Raw genomic sequence first — 18880 nt, 5'->3', positions numbered from 1 at the left:
TGGCAGCACGCCGGGTTTCCCGCCCAGAGCCAGAGCTCGGGGTCTCCATGCCCGAGGAGATGTGATGAGCACCTTCGCCGCCCTGCGCGAGCAGCTTCTGGACGCCGCCACCGCCTTTGCGGGCGGCCCGGACGCGCTGTCTGAGATCCTGGCGGGTCTGGTCGACGACGTCGACCGGGCGCTGCACGAGGAGCTGGAGATATTCCCGGTGTGTCACCACTCACCGGCCTCCGCGCTGGCCATGACGCGGCGGCTGCGCGACCGGCAGCCCAAGGTCGTCTATCTGGAGTTGTGTGAGGACCTGCGGCCGTTGCTGGAGGAACTGCGCAACTGCCGGCTGCCGGTGGCGCTGCAGGCGTTCGCCACCGAGCCGGAGGGCTTTCCGCCCGGCTCCGGCCCGCTGAGCGTTGTGGCGCCGCTGACCGAGGCCTCGGCGGAGTACCAGGCCATCGCCTACGCGCTGGACACCCCGGGTGTCGAGCTGGTGCTGGTCGACCGCTCGGCCGACCACGTCTTCCAGTGGCTGCCCCGGGAGGAGGCCGAGCCGGTCGCCGCCGAACGCGACGGCGACCTGCACGGCGACGCCGTGGGTGTCGAGGTGGGCGACCTGAGGCCGCGTTTCGCCGAGCTGGAGGAGCACCTGCTGCGCCACGGCAAGGTCCGCCACTGGTCGGAGTGGTGGGACCAGTACGTCGAGCAGCCGCTGGCCGGTGCGGACTACGACACCTACCGGCAGGCCATGGCGCTGATCGGCAGCCTGTTCCGGCGGCTGGGGCCCGGTGGTGAGCGGCTGGCCGGTGACGAGGAACGCGAGCGCCACATGTGGACCCGGATCCGCGAGCACCTGGCCGTCTCCGGCGCCGACCCGGCGACCTGCCTGTACGTGTGCGGTGCCTTCCACGCCGTCAGCACGGTGCCCGAGTTCGGCCTGGCGGCCGACGCGCCGGCGTACACCATCACCCCTCCTACGGCCACGCGCTGGCTGTACGGGTTGATCCCCTCCAGCCACTCGGCGATCGAGGCCCAGTTCGGCCTGGCCCAGGGGTCGGTGTCGATCGCCGCGGCGACCTGGGCCAAGGCGGCGACGCGCGGCGGCCTCACGCCGTACCGGCTGCGGGGGCAGCGGGGCACCCGCTCGCGGACCGTGTCCCCCGTACGGGCCGCGGTGCCGGCCCCCGCGGAGCAGGTCACCGACCGGCTGTCGGGGTTCCTGGCCACCCCGCCCGCTCTGGACGACCTGGACGAGGCCGAGCTGCGCGGCTGGTGTGTCGACATCGTGCGGCTGGCCCGGCGTAACGGCTACCTGGCCAGCACCGCCGACGCCATCGCGGTGTTCGAGACCTCGATCCTGCTCGCCGGGCTGCGTAACCGGGCCAGGCCGACGCCGTACGACTTCCAGGACGCGGCTGTCACGTGCATCGAGAAGGACGTGGTGCCGGGCCGCCGTGACATCCGCCGCCTGTGCGAGATCCTCCTGGGAGGCGACCGGATCGGCGAGGTCGGCTACGAGGCGCTCCCGCCGCTGGCACGCGACGTGTACGACCGGCTGGAACCGCTCGGGCTGGACCCCGGCAGGCGCACCCAGCAGCGGGCGCTGCTGGACCTGCGAGCCGATCCCGGACTGGTGCCGTGCTCGGACCTGCTGTGGATACTGCGCCAGCTGCTGCCCGAGGGCGCGGTCCGGCCCATCATGGGGGCGCGCCGCCTGGGAGAGCGGCCGATCCAGGAGAGCTGGGACCTGGCGATCGGCCGCCACCAGCGGTCGATCGTCGAACTGGGCTACGAGGGCGTCACCGTCGAGCAGGTGCTGGAACAGCGCCTGCGCCGCAAGGTACGGGAGCCGCAGGCCGGCGCGGGAGTCGCTCTGGCGGCGGTGGAGGACGCCATCCTCTACCTGGGCGGCCGCCGCTTCGCCGACGAGCTCGGCAACCGTGCGGTGGAGTTGCTGGCGGCCGAGCGCACCGTGGACGACGCCCCCGAGGTACTGCGCCGGATCCGCCGGCTGCTGGCGTACTACCGGGCCACCCAGCCGGACCTGCCGGCCTGGTGCGAGGCGTTCGTCACGGCCGGCTACGCGCACTACTGCACGCTGCTGCCGACCGCCTTCGTGGACGAGGACACCGGAGTCCGCCAGGTCGGTGCCATGCTCGGCTTCCTGTTCTCCATGGAGAGTCTCGCGCTGTCGCTGGGCTGTGACCGGGCCCAGCTGGAGCTGGCGGTGCGGCAGGCGCATCCGCAGGAGCCGGCCAAGACGGCGCTGCTGTGGGCGGCCCAGACCCAGCTGGGCCTGCTTTCGCAGGCCCGGCTGCGCGCCCGGTGTGACGAGCTGCTGGCCAACCCGCTCGTCATCCCCTCCTTCCCGCTCTACCTGAGCGGGTTCGTCCAGGCGCTCGAACCCGTTCCCGCCCTCGCGCCGTTCGTGGTCGAGGTGCTGTCCAAGGCCTTCGCGCGACTGCCCGACGAGGTTCTGCTGCCATGGCTGCCGACGCTGATCACGACGCTGCGCCGGCACGTGCCGGAGCTGGTCCCGGTGCTCGTGCGCGAGGCGGGCAGGACCTTCCCCGCCTCCCTGGCCGAGCTCGACCGGTGGGTCGCGCCGTGGGAGCGGCCGGCGGTGCCGGCCGGGCCGGCGTCCGCGCCGAGCGGGCCGGTGGCCGGGCTGCTGGCCGGGCACCCGCGGGCGTGCGACGCCGTGGCGGCGCTGCTCGGCTGCGCGGGGGAGTGGCCGACGACGACCGCGAGCGTCGCGGCGGCCCCGGCGGTGGGCGGGCTGCTCACCCGGCATCCGGCGACGACCGGCGCGGTCGCGGCGCTGCTCACCGGCTGAGGGCGGGCGAAGGCGCTCGTCAGCGTGTCGCGAGGGCGAGGGCGGGGCGTTCCCGCGTCCATGCGGTGAGGGCCGGATGGCGCTCGTGGAACTCCGCCGTCCCCGGTGTCCGTGCCTTGGCGTCTCCGGGGTCCGGAGGGTCGAAAGTCCCATGGGAACGGGACCTCCGGGACCTCGGCGCGAGTCGTACGGCACTGCGTCCGGGCTCCGAAAAACGATGTGATGAGGGTGCGAAAGAAACCGAGAGACACCACAGGAAAGGGGAGCCGTCATGGCCACCACTCACGGACGAGTTCACACCGGGCCGGTCATGAACGCCGCCCCCGTCACTCCCGCCGCCGTCATCCCCGCCGCCGCGAGGCGCCCGGTCGACTACGTGTGGGCGGTCGCCCGCATCGCCCTGGGGTGGGTGTTCCTGTGGGCGTTCCTGGACAAGACCTTCGGCTGGGGGTTCGCCACCCCCGCCGAGCGGGCGTGGGTGGCCGGGGGCAGCCCGACCACCGGGTTCCTCAAGGGCACCGGGGAGAACGCGCTCGGCGGTCTGTTCACCGGTCTGGCCGGGCAGGGCTGGGTGGACTGGCTGTTCATGCTCGGCCTGCTCGGCGTCGGCGCGGCCCTCATCGCGGGGGCGGGTCTGCGGATCGCCGCCGCCGCCGGCGGGCTGATGATGGTTCTGATGTGGGCGGCCGAACTGCCGCTGACCACCAACCCCTTCATGGACGAGCACCTCGTCTACGCCCTCGTGCTGGCCGGCCTGGCGATGGCCCAGGCCGGTGACACCCTTGGGCTCGGCAGGTGGTGGGGCGCCACCCCGCTGGTCCGGGACCACCCCGTCCTGCGGTAACCGTCCATCACGGCGAACAGCCCGCCCCCGGAAGACCCGGGGGCGGGCTTTCCCGTTTCACGGCCTGCTCGGTCCTGACCCCCGCCGGTTGCTCACCAGGGGGACGGGGCCGGAGGCGCGACGACCGGCGGACGGTCGTCGCAGGTGATGGTGTTCGGCAGTTCCCACGGTGCGAGCCAGGGACCGGTGGTGCCGCCCCCGTCGTTGCCGCCGAGGTCCGTCAGCGAGAACTCCGAGCCGGTGGACGGGAAGTTGAACGCCCCGCAGTTGTTGACGCCGACCGCGCCGACGTTGCGGGCGTCCACGTTCTCGAAGGACGCCGATCCCTTCACCCGGGCGCTGACCACGGAGGTACCGGTGCCGTCGACCCTGATGTCCTTGAAGTGGACGTTGGTGATCGAGTACAGGTCCTTCACCGGCCAGTCGCTGACCAGCATGATCGCGTTGTAGGTGTTGTCGAGGAAGTGGTTGCCGACCACCTGGATGTCGGCGGCGATGTTCTTCTCCAGCGCGTAGAACCAGATGGCTCCCAGGCCGATGTTCCAGTTCAGCTCGTACGTGCCGGCCCGGACCGTGGTGTTGTCCCTGACCCACAGGTGTCCGGCGAAGGCCTCGGCGCCGAAGCGGGAGCCGACCTGGATGGCGCTGCCCTCCCGGATCGGGTCGGCGACGAGGTTGTTCGAGACGGTGTTGTCGGTGCCGCCGTAGACGGCGATGCCGTTCGCGAGGACGGGCGTCTGCACGGTGTTGTGGTCGAAGGTGTTGCCGGCGTTGGAGGTCTTCTCCGACCACATCGCCAGGCCGTCGTCCCCGGAGTTGCGGATGAAGTTGTTCGACACGACCGAGTTCGTGACGCCGGTGTGGAAGTTGAGACCGTCGGCGATCTGGTCGACGACGACGTTGTTGGTGATCTTCAGGTTGGTCATCGGCCCGTCGAACCACAGGCCCACCTTGGTGTGGCGGATGTGCAGGCCGCTGATGGTCGAGTTGCTCATCGCCCCGCCGACGCCGTTCACCTGGTCGGTGTCGATGCGTTCGCGGACGTCGCCTTCGATCGCGAAGCCGGACAGGTGGACGTCGTCGCTGCCACCGGCCGAGGCGTCCTTGCCGTAGAAGCCGACGCCGGTGTGCACCGAGCCGTCGGGGGCGGGCGCGGGCAGTGTGACCTCGCGCCCCTTGATGATCGTGTACCAGTTGCCCGCGCCCTCGATCGTCACGTCGTCGACGATGATGTGGCGGTTCACCTGGTAGGTGCCCGGCGGGATGTAGACCTTGAGTCGCTTGCCCTTGGCGAAGGCGATCGCCCTGTCGAACGCGTCGGCGGAGTCGCGCCGCCCGAGCGGGTCGGCGCCGAAGGCCAGCACGTTCGCCGCGACGAGCCTGACGTGCGGAGCGCCGACGAGGTGCGAGTCGAGCAGGTCGATGACCGTCCAGGCGGCGTTGCTCCCGGCGGGAACCGTGAGCCGTACCCTGTCACCGGCGCGGTAGGTCCTGCCGAGCAGGAGGCGCTGCTCGTCGTAGAAGTGGCTCGGGCGGAACGGCTTGGTGATCGCCGGAGTGGGCGTGGTGGCGGCGGGCACGCAGGCGCACTCGGTGATCCACCAGTCGGGGTGGAGCAGGTCGGCGTTCGGGTCGTTGGAGAACGGATACTGGTTGTACAGCCACGCGTACTGCGAGGTGAGGGTCATGGACTTCCTGGCCCCGCCGTTCACCGTGACGTTGAGCGGCGCGGTGATGCCGCCGCCGTTGGGGGCGTCCGGGATGCTGTAGCGCACGGTGATCGCGTTGGCCGCGCCCGGCAGGGTGAACTCGACGTGCTGCCCGGGCGTCAGCTTGACCGCCCTGCGGCCCGACGCCTCCGACGGCAGCGTGTACGCGGTGCGGTCCGGGCCGATGACCGTGCCGTTCGTCGCGGCGTTCTCCGCCTCCTGCTCGGCGAAGTCGACGCTCGCGCCCCGGCCCGCGACGAGTGACGGGTCGAGGCCGGCGCGAGTCACCGCGGGCGTCGAGGCTCCGTTCGCGTTCCTGTCGGCGAGGGACGTGCCGCCGAGCGCGACGCTGAGACCGAGGGTGGCCGCCATCACCGCCGCGACCCTTCGAGGTGGCCTGCCGGACCACCTCGCCGCGACTCCTGTGCCGATCCGTGACATGGCGTGCTCGTTTCTCTCGGGGGGTGAACACCCCAGGGCGTCCGAGGAGAGCGACCTTCCTGAGGTGAGGCGACATTAGGACCCCTGAACCCCGCCCGGCAAGACTCGTGCGAAATAGTTTCGTAATCTTGTTCTCTAGCTGCATCTGTCAATCAAGTTCTTGCGGACACGGTAATGGGTCGTTGTGGAGTTCCCGCAGCGCGCGATCGGCCACCAGGCGGGGCCACCGGCCCGTCCGGCCATTCGAGAAAGGCCGAACGGGAGGCGGGTCAGGTGTCCGGGGACACCTGACCCGCCTCCCGTCCGGGCCGCGACCTCTCAGACGTTGCGCCGGTACTGGCCGCCCACCTCGAAGAGCGCGTCGGTGATCTGCTGCAGGCTGCAGACGCGGGCGGTGTCCATCAGCACGGCGAACATGTTCTCGCCGTCGTGGGCGGCCTCCTTGAGCGCGGCCAGTGCGGCGTGCGCCTGCTCGCGGTGGCGTTCCTGGAAGGCGCCGACCCGCTCCAGCTGGGAGCGCTTCTCGCCCTCGGTGGCGCGGGCGAGTTCCATCGGCCCGGCGTCGCGGGCGTCGGCGTCGGGATTGCGGAAGGTGTTGACGCCGATGATCGGCAGGCTGCCGTCGTGTTTACGCTGCTCGTAGCGCATCGACTCGTCCTGGATGCGGCCACGCTGATAGCCGGTCTCCATCGCGCCGAGCACGCCGCCGCGCTCGCTGATCCGGTCGAACTCCTCCAGCACGGCCTCCTCGACCAGGTCGGTGAGCTGGTCGATGATGTACGAGCCCTGCAACGGGTTCTCGTTCATCGCCAGGCCCCACTCGCGGTTGATGATGAGCTGGATGGCCAGGGCGCGGCGTACCGACTCGGAGGTGGGGGTGGTGACGGCCTCGTCGTAGGCGTTGGTGTGCAGGCTGTTGCAGTTGTCGTAGATCGCGATGAGGGCCTGCAACGTGGTGCGGATGTCGTTGAAATCCATCTCCTGGGCGTGCAGCGACCGGCCGGAGGTCTGGATGTGGTACTTGAGTTTCTGTGATCGCTCGTTCGCGCCGTAGCGTTCCCGCATCGCGACCGCCCAGATCCGCCGCGCGACCCGGCCGAGCACGCTGTACTCGGGATCCATGCCGTTGGAGAAGAAGAAAGACAGGTTGGGCGCGAAGTCGTCGATGTCCATGCCCCGGGCCAGATAGGACTCCACGTAGGTGAAACCGTTGGTCAGCGTGAAGGCGAGCTGGCTGATGGGGTTGGCCCCGGCCTCGGCGATGTGGTAGCCGGAGATCGACACCGAGTAGAAGTTACGCACCCCGTTGTGGATGAACCACTCCTGGATGTCGCCCATCATCCGGAGCGAGAACTCGGTGGAGAAGATGCAGGTGTTCTGGCCCTGGTCCTCCTTGAGGATGTCGGCCTGCACGGTGCCGCGCACGGTGGCCAGTGTCCGGGCGCGCAGCTCCGCGGCCTCCTCGGGCGAGGGCTCGCGCCCGTGCGTGTCGCGGTGGCGATCGAGCGCCTGGTCGATGGCGGTATTGAGGAAGAAGGCCAGGATCGTGGGGGCGGGGCCGTTGATGGTCATGGACACCGACGTGGCCGGTGCGGACAGGTCGAACCCGTCGTAGAGCGCCTTCATGTCGTCCAGGGTCGCGATCGACACGCCGGAGGTGCCGACCTTGCCGTAGACGTCGGGGCTCTGGCCGGGGTCGCGGCCGTACAGGGTGACCGAGTCGAACGCGGTGGACAGCCGGGTGGCCTCGCTGTCGGCCGACAGCAGCTTGAAGCGCCGGTTGGTGCGGAAGGCGTCCCCCTCGCCGGCGAACATCCGGGCCGGGTCCTCGCCCTCGCGCTTGAACGGGAAGACCCCGGCCGTGAACGGGAAACGGCCCGGCAGGTTCTCGCTCCGCAGGAAGCGCAGCAGTTCCCCGTGGTCGGTGTAGCGCGGCAGCGCCACCCGTGGAATCGTGCTGCCCGAGAGCGACTCGCGGGTGAGCCTGGTGCGCGACTCCCGGTCGCGGACCCGCACCACCTGCTCCTGGCCCGAGTACGCCTCGACGACCGCCGGCCAGCCGTCGATGAGCTCGGCGTTCGCCGGTGCGAGGTCGGCCCTGGCCGCCTCGGCCAGTTCGGCGACGGCCGCGGCGGGCGGTCCGGTGAGCTCGGCCGCCACCTCGGTCAGCCGCTGCAGGCGCCGGGCGGCCTGGATCTGCCGGGCGGTCTCGGCGTGGTAACCGCGCACGGTCTCGGCGATCTCGGCGAGGTAGCGGATCCTGCCCGGCGGGACGATCTGGGCCGCGCCGGTGGACGCGCGGCCGCTCACCTCGGGCAGGACACCGGGCTGGAGCGGCAGGCCGCTTTGGGCCAGCAGACCGCTCAGGTGCTGGTACAGGGCGGTGACACCGTCGTCGTTGAAGGTGGCCGCGCTGGTACCGAACACCGGCATGTCCTCGGGCCGGGCGCCGAAAGCCTCCCGGTTGCGGATCAGCTGCCGGGACACGTCGCGCAGTGCGTCGGCCGCGCCACGCCGTTCGAACTTGTTGATCGCCACCACGTCGGCGAAGTCCAGCATGTCGATCTTCTCAAGCTGGGAGGCCGCACCGAACTCGGGCGTCATCACATACAGTGCGACGTCGACGAGGGGGACGATCGCGGCGTCGCCCTGGCCGATGCCCGGAGTCTCCAGGATCACCAGGTCGTATCCGGCGGCCTTGCACGCCTCGATCACCGCTTCGATGTTCTCCGGCAGCTCGCGGGCGCCCCGGGTGGCCAGGGACCGGAAGAAGACACGGTCGCCGTCCAGGGTGTTCATCCGGATCCGGTCGCCCAGCAGCGCGCCGCCGCCACGGCGCCGGGTCGGATCCACCGCCAGCACGGCCACCCGGAGCTTGTCCTGCTGGTCGGTGCGGAACCGGCGTACCAGCTCGTCGGTGAGGGAGGACTTGCCGGACCCGCCGGTGCCGGTGATACCGAGCACCGGCACCCGGCGACCGGCGGCCGCGTCCGCCAGCACCCGCCGGTCGGCCTCCGGCAGTGTCCCGCCCTGCAGGCAGGTGATCACGCGTGCCAGCGCCGTCCGCTCACCCGCCAGCACGCTTTCGACCGGTACCGGCCGCGCGGCGAGATCGACGTCCGACTCACGGATGAGCCGATTGATCATTCCCGGCAGGCCGAACCGCTGGCCGTCCTCGGGGGAGAAGATCCGCACCCCCGACTCGGCCAGCCGGGCGATCTCCTCCGGCACGATGACGCCACCGCCGCCGCCGAAGATCTGGACGTGTCCCAGCCCTGCCTGCCCGAGCGCCGAGGCGAGATATTCGAAGTACTCGATGTGCCCACCCTGGTAGGAGCTGACCGCCACCCCCTGGGCGTCCTCCTCCATGACCGCGTCGACCACTTCCCGCACCGAGCGGTTGTGGCCCAGGTGGATCACTTCGGCTCCCTGCGCCTGCAGGATCCGCCGCATGATGTTGATCGCCGCGTCATGCCCGTCGAACAGCGCGGCGGCGGTGACGAAACGCACCGGGTGGGCGGGGACGTGCAGCGAGCCGTTGACGCGGGAGTGGTCGTCGGAGCGTGGCACCGGACTCTCCTGGAGGGTAATAAATCCTTGGACATCAAATATTTTGGCATTAAAGTACATAGGTGATCGGGATTCGGTCAAGTAGCGTGAGCCGGTGCCTAGTTCACCCTTTTTCGACTCCATCGCCGAAGCCCACCGGCAGTGGAACGCTCGCTGGCCGGAACATGCCGACCACATGGCCACCGTCACCTCCGTCATGCGGGTGCAGCAACTGCTGCTGAGCCGGATCGAGGAGACCCTCAAGCCGTACGGCCTGACCTTCGCCGCCTACGAGGCGCTGCAACTGCTGGCATTCGCGCGAGGGGCGCTGCCGATGGGAAAGATGGGGGAGCGGCTGATGGTGCACCCCGCCTCCGTGACCAACGTCGTCACCCGCCTGGAGCAGCGCGGGCTCGTGGAACGGCGTGTCTCCCCCGACGACCGGCGCGTGGTCCTGGCCAGGATCACCTCCGCCGGGCAGACCCTGGCGTGGCAGGCGACCGAGGCACTCAACGAGAGCTCGTTCGGCCTGGCCGATCTCACCCGCGCCCAGGCCGTCGAGACCACCGACCACCTCCGTGACGTCCGCGCCGCCCTGGGCGACGTCCATCGGCCGGACCAGGCCGGAACGAGCCCGCGCGACCTCCCCGTGCACCCGTAGCCAGGGGGCGTCCAGCGGGCCACCCTGGAGCGCGCGATGCCGACGCGCCCCTGGGGAGCTCGACCTCCCCTCAGCGGGTGGGGGGAACGAACTCGGGCTGGTCGAGCAGGCGCAGCCAGCTGCCGTCGGGCTGGCGCCGGACGACCTGCGCACGGGCGCCGCTCCCGTCCTTCGGTGGAGTCGAGGTGAGGGCGATGTCGCCGCTGATCAGGGTCGGCAGCGGTTGTTCCTGCTCGAAGCGGGGACGGCCGGCCAGCACCTTCTCCCACAGCGCGCGGATCGCCTCCCGGCCCACCGTCCGGCCGCCGGGCGGATAGGCCATCACCGCGCCCTCCTCGTAGAGCGCGGCGACTCCGGCCGCGTCACCGGCGTTGGACCGTTCGACGAACAGGCGGGTGATGTCTTCGGGCCGCATGGCCTTCTCGTACTCCGGCATGGATTCCTCCCGGTGGTGGACCTCGGTGCCCACTAGCGTGGCCGCCCGGCGATCAGAAGTCCAACAGATGAATCTGCTGGTAGCTAGAAGTTTCAGATATGAATCCGGACTCCGGCGGCACAATCGTTCAAGACTGTCGGCGGCGCCTTGGCCTAGAACATTGCTCGCAGTGGATACGGCCGGAGGTGGGATGGATGGAGATCGGTTTCATCGGTCTTGGGCTCATGGGAGAGCCCATGGCCCTCAACCTGGTTCGCGCGGGGACGCCCCTCGTCGTCTGGAGTCGTACCGCAGGCAGGAGCGAGACGCTGCGGGCGGCCGGCGCGAAGGTGGTGACGAGTCCCGCCGAGGTGTTCCAGCGGGTGCGCGTCGTGTTCCTCATGCTGGCCGACGGCGCCGCGATCGACTCCGTGCTGGGGCGCGGGACAGCCCGGTTCGAGGCGAACGTCGCGCGGCGCGTCATCGTTCACATGGGGACGACCTCACCCGACCACTCCTCGGGACTGGAGGCCGACATCCTCGCCGCCGGGGGCGGTTATGTCGAGGCCCCGGTCTCAGGATCGCGTGATCCCGCCAAGGCCGGGCGGCTCGTGGCGATGCTGGCAGGCCGGCTCGCGGCCATCGAGGAGGTTCGCCCGCTGTTCCGGCCGATGTGCCACGAGACGGTGGTGTGCGGGCCGGTTCCCTCCGCGTTGCTGATGAAGCTGTCGGTCAACCTGTTTTTGATCACCATGGTGACCGGCCTGGCGGAGGCCGTGCATTTCGCCGACCGCCACGGCCTCGACCTGCGCCTGCTCCTGGACGTGCTCGATTCCGGCCCGATGGCCAGCGGTGTCTCGCGGGTGAAGGCGCTCAAGCTGGTCGAGCGCGACTTCGGCGCTCAGGCGTCGGTCGCCGACGTGCTGATGAACAACCGGCTCATCGCCGAGGCGGCGCGGAAGGCCGGCCTGGCCTCGCCGCTGCTGGACGTCTGCCACGCCTTGTTCGGCGAGACGCTCGCGCTGGGGCATCATCACTCGGACATGGTGACCGTCGTCCGCGCGATCGAGGCCAGGACCGGATCGACCCAGGGAGCACAGGAATGACCACACACCCGATCGTGATCGTCACCGGCGGGACGCGGGGAATCGGCAGGAGCATCGTCGAACGGCTGCGCGCGGACGGGTTCGGTGTCGTCTTCACGCATTCGAACTCCGACGACGACGCCCGGACGCTGGAAGCCGCCCTCGACGGCGCCGACGTCCCCGTCCGTGGTCTTCGTGTCGACGTCACCGAGGAGGACGCTCCCCAGCGGCTGTTCCACCTCGCCGGGTCCTTCGGCGAGGTGGCGGGCCTGGTGAACAACGCCGGGGTCACCGGCAGGATCGGCCCCTTCACCGGCCTGACCGACGCCGACCTGCGGCGCGTCGTCGACGTGAACCTCGTGGCGCCCGTCCGGCTGTGCCGCGAGGCCGCGCGGCACTGGGCGGGGCGGGCGCCGGGGGCGGCGATCGTCAACGTCTCCTCGGTCGCCGCCCGTACCGGATCGCCACACGAGTACGTCGCGTACGCCGCGACCAAGGCGGCGCTCGAGACGCTGACGATCGGTCTGGCCAAGGAGCTCGCCCCGGACGGCATCCGGGTCAACGCCGTTTCGCCGGGAACGGTCGACACCACCATCCACGCTCGCGCGGGGGAGCCGGGACGAGCCCGGCGCGTCGCGGGGCGCATCCCCTGGGGACGACCGGGCAGGCCGGAGGAGATCGCCGAGGCGGTCTCGTGGCTGATGTCGGGCAAGGCGTCCTACGTCACCGGTGCCGTCCTCAACGTCACGGGTGGGCTGTGACACCGGCGAGCGCGGCGACCCACCTCGCCGGCGTGAGGCCGTAGGCCCGTTTGAACATCCGCGTCATGTGGCTCTGATCGGCGAATCCCGCCCCCAGTGCGGCGTCGCACAACGGCATGCCGCCCGCCAGCATCCGGCGTGACCGGTCCAGTTGCCGCATGGTGCGGAAACGGGTCGGGCTGGTGCCGAACGCGGCCCGGAACTGACGCGCGATCGTCCAGCGGTCCAGGCCCGAGACGTCCTCGAACTCCTCAACCGTGTGCCTGACCGCCGGATCGTCGGCGATGAGGTCCCGCACGCGCGACAGCGGCTCCAAAGCGAGCGGTGCCCGCTTCCTCAACGGAGCGGAAGAATGCCTCTCCAGCATCTCCGCGACCAGGAGCGCGACCTCGAGACGTTCGAGGTCGCCCAACGGTTCGTCGATGTCCGCCAGTGACGCGAGAAGGGACGGATGCACGTCGCGATGCCCGACGACAGGATCGGCGACGAAGGGGAGCGGTCTTCCGCCCAGCGCCTCCTGGACGAGGAAAGGGTCGATGTAGATGATCCGGTAGCCGAATCCCTCGTCGGTACCCGCCGCGCCGTCATGGGTTTCGTCGGGGTGCAGGATGTGCCACTCTCCGGGCAGGCAGTGCCGCAGCTCACCGCGGTAGCGGAAGGTCTGCACACCCCGCAGTGTCATCCCGATCGCGTACGTGTCGTGGCGGTGTGGTGAGAACGCCTCACCGACCAGCGACGCCTCGAGCCGCTCGATCCCCTCGGTGCCGGAGCCGAACCGCAGCCGATGCCCGGGCAGGTTCCCGCCTGCCGGCAGGCGCCGGCACAGGGCTCGGAGATTCGGTTTCCGTTGCATCTCCACGAAGCTACCCGCCCCGTAGGGCACGTCGCGGCCCGCGCGGCTTTTCGGCGGGGTCGAAGAAGCGATCCCAGGGGTTGTGCGGTGTCGGTCGGGGCATTGGGCGCTCTGCCTTCGGGGTAGCGGTCGGCCAGTGGCGTTACTCGACGTAGGGCGGGAACAGCTTCTCGGCCGCCGCGCTCAGTTCGGTGACCTCGGCCACGCTGAGCACCGCGTTTTGCCGAGAGATCCAGCCCGGCACCTGGGAGGCCCGCAGGAGTGGCACCCCTGAGACCCGCATGACGCGCAGCAGCGGTACCGCGGGCCCGTGGATCGCCACCACCGGTGCGACCTTCACCGGTCGTTTGAGCGCTCTGCTCAGCGTCTCCGAGACCCTGCCCGCCTCGTAGATCACTGAGCCCACCACCTTGTCGCCCGAGGTCCGCCCGACGCGCACGTACCCGCGGCGGCCCCGCCGGGTGATGCGCTTGCGCTTGTCCCAGTTCTTCGTGTCTACGACGAACAGGCCCCCAGGCCCGATCACCAGGTGATCCACATTCGCCTTCCCGTAGGGCAAGGTCCGATCGTGCAACACCGTGTAGCCGTGCCTGCTCAAAGGACGCAGCATGCGAGCCGTCCGTCGCTCACCCGCGGCACCTTTGCGCCAGGTTCTCACCGCCTCGTGCTTTCGCCACCGGGTGAGCGCGTCGATCCCAGCGACGAGCGCCGTGGCGATCAGGCCCGCCCACCAGCCCCACAGCCACGTCACCACGGCGAAGACCGCCACGGCGAGCGCAGCCTGTTGGATCAGGCGCCGAGTGCGTCCCTCAGCCCAGGCCGCACGGTACTGCGCGTGAGCCGAGGCGCCGGCTCCGGTCGGTCGGGCAGGACGAGGTGAAAGCGGGGACGAGGGAGTGGCCATCGTGCGACCTCCGGGCGTGGGGGAGCGGAGCCTGGCGCGAGGGAACCCCCTCACGGTACGCAGTACCGCCGGCAAACACACCCCTGATGTCGACCTGCCCGACGACGAGGATGATGAGCCGCTCGATCGCGGGCCGGGCTGCGGCTTTTGGGCCGGTTCCGGCCCGCACCATTCCAGGGAGGCCGAATCGGTTCAGCGTTATCTAGCGAGGAACCCCGGGTGTTCACGCCCGGGAGGAATCGCTTCCCGGTCCTGGGGTTGTGAACGTCCGGTCGTTGGTCCGGGCGCTCCTGGTTTTCGATGTACTTTTTGATAAGGCTCAAAAGGGCGCCGCCGCGGGAGGCGGCGACGTAGGACGGAGACCGCAAGCGGCCGCCCCGCAGATACCTGTGGACAGCGGGATACTCCTTGCGCAGCAGGCGGGCCGAGACACCCTTGAGGGAATCGACCAGGGCCGCAAGGACGACCTTGGGCGGGCAGCCGACGAGCAGGCGGACATGGTCGTACTCGCCGTTGAACTCAACAAGCCGCACACCTCGATCATGATTTCTTCGCAGCGGCGCGGCGGCGCAGCGGCGCGGCGGCGCGGCGGTTCGCCGGTGAAGACCCCGCACCGATGCCCGGGTGTGAAGACCGAATGCGCGTGCAGCGTGCGGACAACGGTTCGGCCCCGGCCCCGGCGCAGGTCGGATTCCTATCACGGTGACATGGGCCAAAGGATAGTTTGGGCGTTGTGAAGCTGGTGGTGCAGGTGAGACTCCTGCCGACGCCCGAGCAGGCGGCGGCGCTGGAGGCGACCCTGCGCGCGGTCAACGCCGCGGCCACCTGGGTGGCAGCGCTCGCCCACCAGCGGCGGGTGTTTCGCAACTACGACCTGCGCCGGCACGCCTACGGGCAGATCAAGGACGACTACCGGCTGGCGGCTCAGGCCGCGCAGCATGTCATCAAGAAGGTCGCCGACGCCTACGCCACGCTGCACGCCAATATCCGCAACGGCAACGTGGGCAGGCCCGGTTCCGCGCGGCGCGAGCGGGCCCTGGCCACGCCGATCGTCTTTCGCCCCGGTGCGGCCCACCCGTTCGACGACCGCTGCCTGTCCTGGCAGATGGAGGCGCGCACAGTGAGCATCTGGACCACGCGCGGGCGGATGAAGAACGTGGCGTTCACCGCCTCTGCCGATCAGCTCACGACGTTGGCCGCCTACCGCAAGGGCGAATCGGACCTGCTGTATCGCGACGGTAGGTGGTTCCTCATCGCCACCTGCGACCTGCCGGACGTGCCGGTGCGCACCCCGAACGGGTTCACCGGGGTGGATCTGGGAATCGTCAACATCGCGACCACAAGTGGCGGGGTTCGCCACAGCGGCAAAACCCTGAACGCGGTCCGCCACCGCCACCGCGAGCTGCGCCGCCGCCTGCAGGCCAAGCAGACCAAGTCCGCCAAACGGCTGTTGAAGCGGCGTCGCCGGGCCGAGGCCCGGTTCGCCGCGAACACCAACCACATCATCGCCAAGCAGATCGTGACCGAGGCTGCACGCACCGGGCAAGGCATCGCCCTGGAAGACCTCCAGGGCATCCGTGACCGGGTACGGCTCCGCAAGCCCCAGCGGGTCACGCTGCACTCATGGAGCTTCCACCAGCTGGGGGGCTTCATCGCCTACAAGGCCGCCCGCCAGGGCGTCGCCGTTGTCCACGTCGATCCGGCCTACACCTCGCAGGCCTGCTCGTCCTGCGGGCATGTGGACAAGAGGAACCGGCCCGGCCAGGCGACCTTCTCCTGCACGTCGTGCGGCTTCGCTGAGCACGCCGACGTCAACGCGGCCCGCAACATCGCCTCGCGCGGGGTGGCGGGCTGGGCAGTGAGTCACGCTGCCGACGACGCGGCCTGAACCGTCGAACCCATCGACGGCGAGGAGCTGCACGCTCGGTCGTCTACGGCCGAGAAGCTGACGCCGGTTATTGCTTGTCGCGGTGGTGGTCGAGCAGGTGGGTGAGCAAGCCCACGGCAGCGGCGGCGCCGTTGGGCCACCGGGCCGGAGCGGGCGCGGGTCCGCGAACTGGAGCGGTAGAACGCCGAGCTGCGCGAGAAACTGGCGTCCTTGAAAAAGCGGCCGCCTTCTTCGCGGCCGAGAATCGATGACGCTCGCCGAGTTCGAGCTGACCGATGCGGAGAAGGCCCACCACGCGATTAATGCGTATCTCCCTTATGGGCCGGTGGTCGGGGCCCAAGCCGGGGAGGCGGCGCATCAGACGTCGATGGAAGGGCGGCCACGGCACTTCATCGCCCGGATATCCGAACCGTCCATGCCGGCACAAACTTGTAAGGCGCCGAACAGAGCGGGTGCCCCGGCCGGAAGGCCGGGGCACCCGCTTGCGTCGGGCTCTGCATTGGCCGAGCCTGCGCCCAGGTGGCCCTGGTGAGTGTGCGTAGGTTCGAAACCCTCCTCAGGGCCGCCCGCTCAGGTGGCTCTCGCTGATCAGGTTTGCTCAAGCGACGATCGAGATGACCGTGGCAGTCGCACCGACGACTTGGAGCGCCGCGTCAAGCACCGCGGAGAGGTTGAGCTTGACGCTGTTGTTGCAGCTCCATCTGTAGGTCGGGGACGTGCGCCATGCCTGGACGATTTCTGGAATCCGGCCGGCCACTACCCGCAGACCTGGGGGACCGGCAGGCGTGGGACGCCGCCTACCACGACCTGCCGCTGCGGATGGCCGGAGCCGCAGCATCCTCCTGGCCGACCTGTTCCCCCCCGCCGGCCTCGCCGGATCACGGCATCGCGCGCAAGGTCCTGGACCGCTTCGTCCGTGCCCGCCTGGTTTCTGTCGACGAGGACAGAGCCGAGATCACCCACGAAGCCCTGACCCATGCCTGGCCACAGCTGCGTACCTGGATCCAGACCGACCGCGCGACTCTCCTGGTTCGGCGGCAACTCGACGACGACGCGCGCGAATGGCTGCGGCACGGCCGTGATCCGGCGTTCCTCTACCGGGGCACCCGGCTCGCCGGGCTGACGGAGGCGTCGCCGCGCTGGGAGTACGCCTCCACGTTTGGCGCAGAGTTGACGGAGGTACCCCTGCTGGCCGCCACCGCCTGGAGCGTCGCCCCCACCCCCGAGGCCCGGCGTGCCCTGATCACGACCACGCCGGCCCCTGCTCGGGCCGTCTTCAGCGGGCACACCGGGCGCGTCAACGCAGTCGCCATCAGTCCCAAGGGGGGAATCGTGGCAGGAGGTGGCGACGACGGCACGGTCCGGCTGTGGGACATGGCCACAGGCCGTGCGGTCGGCAGACCGATGACCAGCCCGGAGGAACTCGTCAATGACCTCGCCTTCACCCGCGACGGCAGCCTGCTCGTCGTGGCGAGCGAGGTCATGACAGAAGATTTCAGCGGGCGCCGACGGCGCGATTCGCCTGTGGGACGTCGCAGACGGTTTCAACCTCAGCCCGCTTATGGTCTCCAGTAGCGGCAACGTCGCGGCGTGGCGGATCGCCTTCACCCCCGACGGCACCACTTTGATCAGTGTGGACAGCGACGAAACCATACGGTTCTGGGACCTCGCCACCAGCAAGCAAATCGGCGAGCCCATCACCAGAGCCGGGCTGTCGCTGGCGCTTACCCCCGACGGCACGACGCTGGTCACCGTGGGCGAAGGCAATGTGATCGTCCTGTACGACACCCGCGCCCGCCGCCAGGTGAGCGTGCCGTTCATCGGCCACATCGGCCCCGCCCTCGACCTCGCCGTCTCCGCCGACGGCCGCACCCTGGCCAGTGCGGGTGAAGAGGGCACCGTGCGCATCTGGGATCTTGCCACTGGGCGCCAGGTCGGTCGGCCGCTCACTCAGAAGGGCGGTGAGACGATCCACGCGATGGACCTGGCCTCCGACGGACGCACCGTCGCGACCTCCAGCGTCACCGGCGGCCGCCTCTGGGATGTGACCGCGCGGCGGCGGTTCGGCGACCTCATCGCCAAAGCGGAGTTGGGCTACAGCGGCCCCGTAGTGTTCGGCCCCGACGGAAAGACCCTGGCAATCGGCGAGACCGACGGAACCATCCAGCTGTGGGACGTGCCCACCCAACGGCGAAATGGCCTGCCGCTGCTCGGCCACACTGAGAGCCCCGAATTCTCCACGGCTTTGGTGCTCGCCCTGGACTTCAGCTCCGACGGCGGCCTGCTTGCCAGCTCCGGTATCGATGGCACCCTGCGGTTCTGGGACGTTCGCCGCCACCGCCAGATCGGCGCCGCGCTCGTGGACGCAGCAGGTGTGTCCGTGGCGTTCAGCCCGGATGGGCGTCTCCTGGCGGTCGGCATGGCCGACGGGACGGTCCGGTTGTGGGACACCGCAAGCCGTCAGCGGATCGCCGTGCTGCATGCTCACCGCGCCAATGTGGCGGACTTGGCCTTCAGCGCGGAAGGCACGTTGCTGGCCACCGCAGGCGCTGATCGGACGATCCGGCTGTGGGACATGGAGACCCGCCGTCAGGTCGGCCAGCCGCTCGTCGGCCATGCCGGCATCGTGCGGAGCCTCGCCTTCGCTCCGGAGGGTGACCTGGTCGCCGGCGCGGGCCAGGACGCCACCATTCGGCTGTGGGACGTGGCCACCCAGGCGGCATTCGGCCGGGTTGCGGTGAAGTCCCGCCGGATTCATCGGTGGCGCGGCCGGGGCGGCAGCCCTCGTCGATCTGTGCCTGGCGGACCCGGGTGCGCAGTGTCTCGGCGATGCCGATGCCGGAATTGCCGCGTCCCGGAAGTAGGGCAGGGGCGGTTACGCCTCCGTGCCAGGGGTGTGCTTGACCTCAACCGTGGTTGAGATTGCACGATGGGCGGCCGGGG

Annotated in this window: 13 protein-coding genes and 1 pseudogene; 8 read left to right on the top strand and 6 right to left on the bottom strand. The window is 70.1% G+C overall.

Translation table 11 applies throughout. The features are described 5' to 3' along the window. The first annotated feature begins 64 nt into the window (after positions 1-64). Both ACFQVD_RS10330 and ACFQVD_RS10325 read left to right on the top strand, forming a co-directional pair. Complete coding sequence (locus ACFQVD_RS10330) at positions 65-2827, top strand: DUF5682 family protein (protein WP_364155904.1); 2763 nt, start codon at positions 65-67, stop codon at positions 2825-2827. Between the two features lie 310 nt (positions 2828-3137). Then, positions 3138-3671, top strand: coding sequence for a hypothetical protein (locus ACFQVD_RS10325; protein ID WP_364155968.1), 534 nt, complete (start codon positions 3138-3140; stop codon positions 3669-3671). A gap of 92 nt (positions 3672-3763) precedes the next feature. Here the strand turns inward: ACFQVD_RS10325 and ACFQVD_RS10320 are convergent, their stop codons facing one another. Together ACFQVD_RS10320 and icmF are read right to left on the bottom strand one after the other, a co-directional pair. Then, on the bottom strand, positions 3764-5821 hold the full coding sequence (locus tag ACFQVD_RS10320; protein WP_364155906.1) for a glycosyl hydrolase family 28-related protein: 2058 nt from the start codon (positions 5819-5821) through the stop codon (positions 3764-3766). A 318-nt stretch (positions 5822-6139) separates the two neighbouring features. Next, the gene (icmF, locus tag ACFQVD_RS10315; protein WP_364155908.1) at positions 6140-9391 is read right to left on the bottom strand and encodes a fused isobutyryl-CoA mutase/GTPase IcmF; all 3252 of its coding nucleotides are present in this window, start codon (positions 9389-9391) and stop codon (positions 6140-6142) included. 94 nt (positions 9392-9485) lie between these two features. Here icmF and ACFQVD_RS10310 point away from each other — a divergent pair, with 94 nt between their 5' ends. Then, positions 9486-10031 (top strand): MarR family transcriptional regulator, encoded by a 546-nt coding sequence (locus ACFQVD_RS10310; RefSeq protein ID WP_364155910.1) that lies wholly within the window; start codon positions 9486-9488, stop codon positions 10029-10031. Positions 10032-10101: 70 nt separating this feature from the next. On the opposite strand, the gene ACFQVD_RS10305 is transcribed toward ACFQVD_RS10310, so the two are convergent. Next, entirely contained in the window at positions 10102-10467 is a 366-nt protein-coding gene (locus ACFQVD_RS10305) for a YybH family protein (protein WP_364155912.1), read from the bottom strand. A 194-nt stretch (positions 10468-10661) separates the two neighbouring features. On the opposite strand from ACFQVD_RS10305, the gene ACFQVD_RS10300 reads away from it, so the two are divergent. After that, positions 10662-11552 (top strand): NAD(P)-dependent oxidoreductase, encoded by an 891-nt coding sequence (locus ACFQVD_RS10300; protein ID WP_364155914.1) that lies wholly within the window; start codon positions 10662-10664, stop codon positions 11550-11552. Beyond that, entirely contained in the window at positions 11549-12292 is a 744-nt protein-coding gene (locus tag ACFQVD_RS10295; RefSeq protein WP_364155916.1) for an SDR family NAD(P)-dependent oxidoreductase, read from the top strand. Before ACFQVD_RS10300 ends, ACFQVD_RS10295 begins: the two co-directional genes overlap by 4 nt. On the opposite strand, the gene ACFQVD_RS10290 is transcribed toward ACFQVD_RS10295, so the two are convergent. The 3 genes and pseudogenes from ACFQVD_RS10290 to tnpA all read right to left on the bottom strand — a co-directional run. After that, on the bottom strand, positions 12276-13145 hold the full coding sequence (locus ACFQVD_RS10290; protein ID WP_364155918.1) for an AraC family transcriptional regulator: 870 nt from the start codon (positions 13143-13145) through the stop codon (positions 12276-12278). The genes ACFQVD_RS10295 and ACFQVD_RS10290 overlap by 17 nt on opposite strands. 142 nt (positions 13146-13287) lie before the next feature. Beyond that, positions 13288-13914 (bottom strand): nuclease-related domain-containing protein, encoded by a 627-nt coding sequence (locus tag ACFQVD_RS10285; RefSeq protein WP_386270930.1) that lies wholly within the window; start codon positions 13912-13914, stop codon positions 13288-13290. 416 nt (positions 13915-14330) lie between these two features. After that, positions 14331-14734 (bottom strand): annotated as a pseudogene (gene tnpA / locus ACFQVD_RS10280) (IS200/IS605 family transposase); the annotation flags it as partial. Between the two features lie 39 nt (positions 14735-14773). On the opposite strand from tnpA, the gene ACFQVD_RS10275 reads away from it, so the two are divergent. The 3 genes from ACFQVD_RS10275 to ACFQVD_RS10265 all read left to right on the top strand — a co-directional run bounded on the left by ACFQVD_RS10275 (position 14774) and on the right by ACFQVD_RS10265 (position 18857). Beyond that, positions 14774-15937 (top strand): RNA-guided endonuclease InsQ/TnpB family protein, encoded by a 1164-nt coding sequence (locus ACFQVD_RS10275; RefSeq protein WP_386270928.1) that lies wholly within the window; start codon positions 14774-14776, stop codon positions 15935-15937. 723 nt (positions 15938-16660) lie between these two features. Beyond that, positions 16661-17512 carry a WD40 repeat domain-containing protein gene (locus ACFQVD_RS10270; RefSeq protein WP_343969548.1) on the top strand — a complete coding sequence of 284 codons (852 nt, stop codon included), beginning with the start codon at positions 16661-16663 and terminating at the stop codon, positions 17510-17512. Then, a complete protein-coding gene (locus ACFQVD_RS10265) occupies positions 17499-18857 on the top strand; it encodes a WD40 repeat domain-containing protein (protein WP_343969551.1) in 1359 nt (452 codons plus the stop codon). Before ACFQVD_RS10270 ends, ACFQVD_RS10265 begins: the two co-directional genes overlap by 14 nt. Positions 18858-18880 lie beyond the last annotated feature (23 nt).

It is taken from the genome of Streptosporangium amethystogenes subsp. fukuiense, from assembly GCF_042665875.1.
Taxonomy (GTDB): Bacteria; Actinomycetota; Actinomycetes; order Streptosporangiales; family Streptosporangiaceae; genus Streptosporangium; species Streptosporangium fukuiense.
This window is presented reverse-complemented; position numbering and strand designations above follow the sequence as displayed.

Excerpts from the sequence above, each read along its gene's own strand:
- ACFQVD_RS10330 (WP_364155904.1), top strand. The coding sequence starts at position 65 with ATGAGCACCTTCGCCGCCCTGCGCGAGCAGCTTCTGGACGCCGCCACC.
- ACFQVD_RS10325 (WP_364155968.1), top strand. The coding sequence starts at position 3,138 with ATGAACGCCGCCCCCGTCACTCCCGCCGCCGTCATCCCCGCCGCCGCG.
- ACFQVD_RS10320 (WP_364155906.1), bottom strand. The coding sequence starts at position 5,821 with ATGTCACGGATCGGCACAGGAGTCGCGGCGAGGTGGTCCGGCAGGCCA.
- ACFQVD_RS10305 (WP_364155912.1), bottom strand. The coding sequence starts at position 10,467 with ATGCCGGAGTACGAGAAGGCCATGCGGCCCGAAGACATCACCCGCCTG.
- ACFQVD_RS10300 (WP_364155914.1), top strand. The coding sequence starts at position 10,662 with ATGGAGATCGGTTTCATCGGTCTTGGGCTCATGGGAGAGCCCATGGCC.
- ACFQVD_RS10295 (WP_364155916.1), top strand. The coding sequence starts at position 11,549 with ATGACCACACACCCGATCGTGATCGTCACCGGCGGGACGCGGGGAATC.
- ACFQVD_RS10290 (WP_364155918.1), bottom strand. The coding sequence starts at position 13,145 with ATGCAACGGAAACCGAATCTCCGAGCCCTGTGCCGGCGCCTGCCGGCA.
- ACFQVD_RS10270 (WP_343969548.1), top strand. The coding sequence starts at position 16,661 with ATGCCTGGACGATTTCTGGAATCCGGCCGGCCACTACCCGCAGACCTG.
- ACFQVD_RS10265 (WP_343969551.1), top strand. The coding sequence starts at position 17,499 with ATGGTCTCCAGTAGCGGCAACGTCGCGGCGTGGCGGATCGCCTTCACC.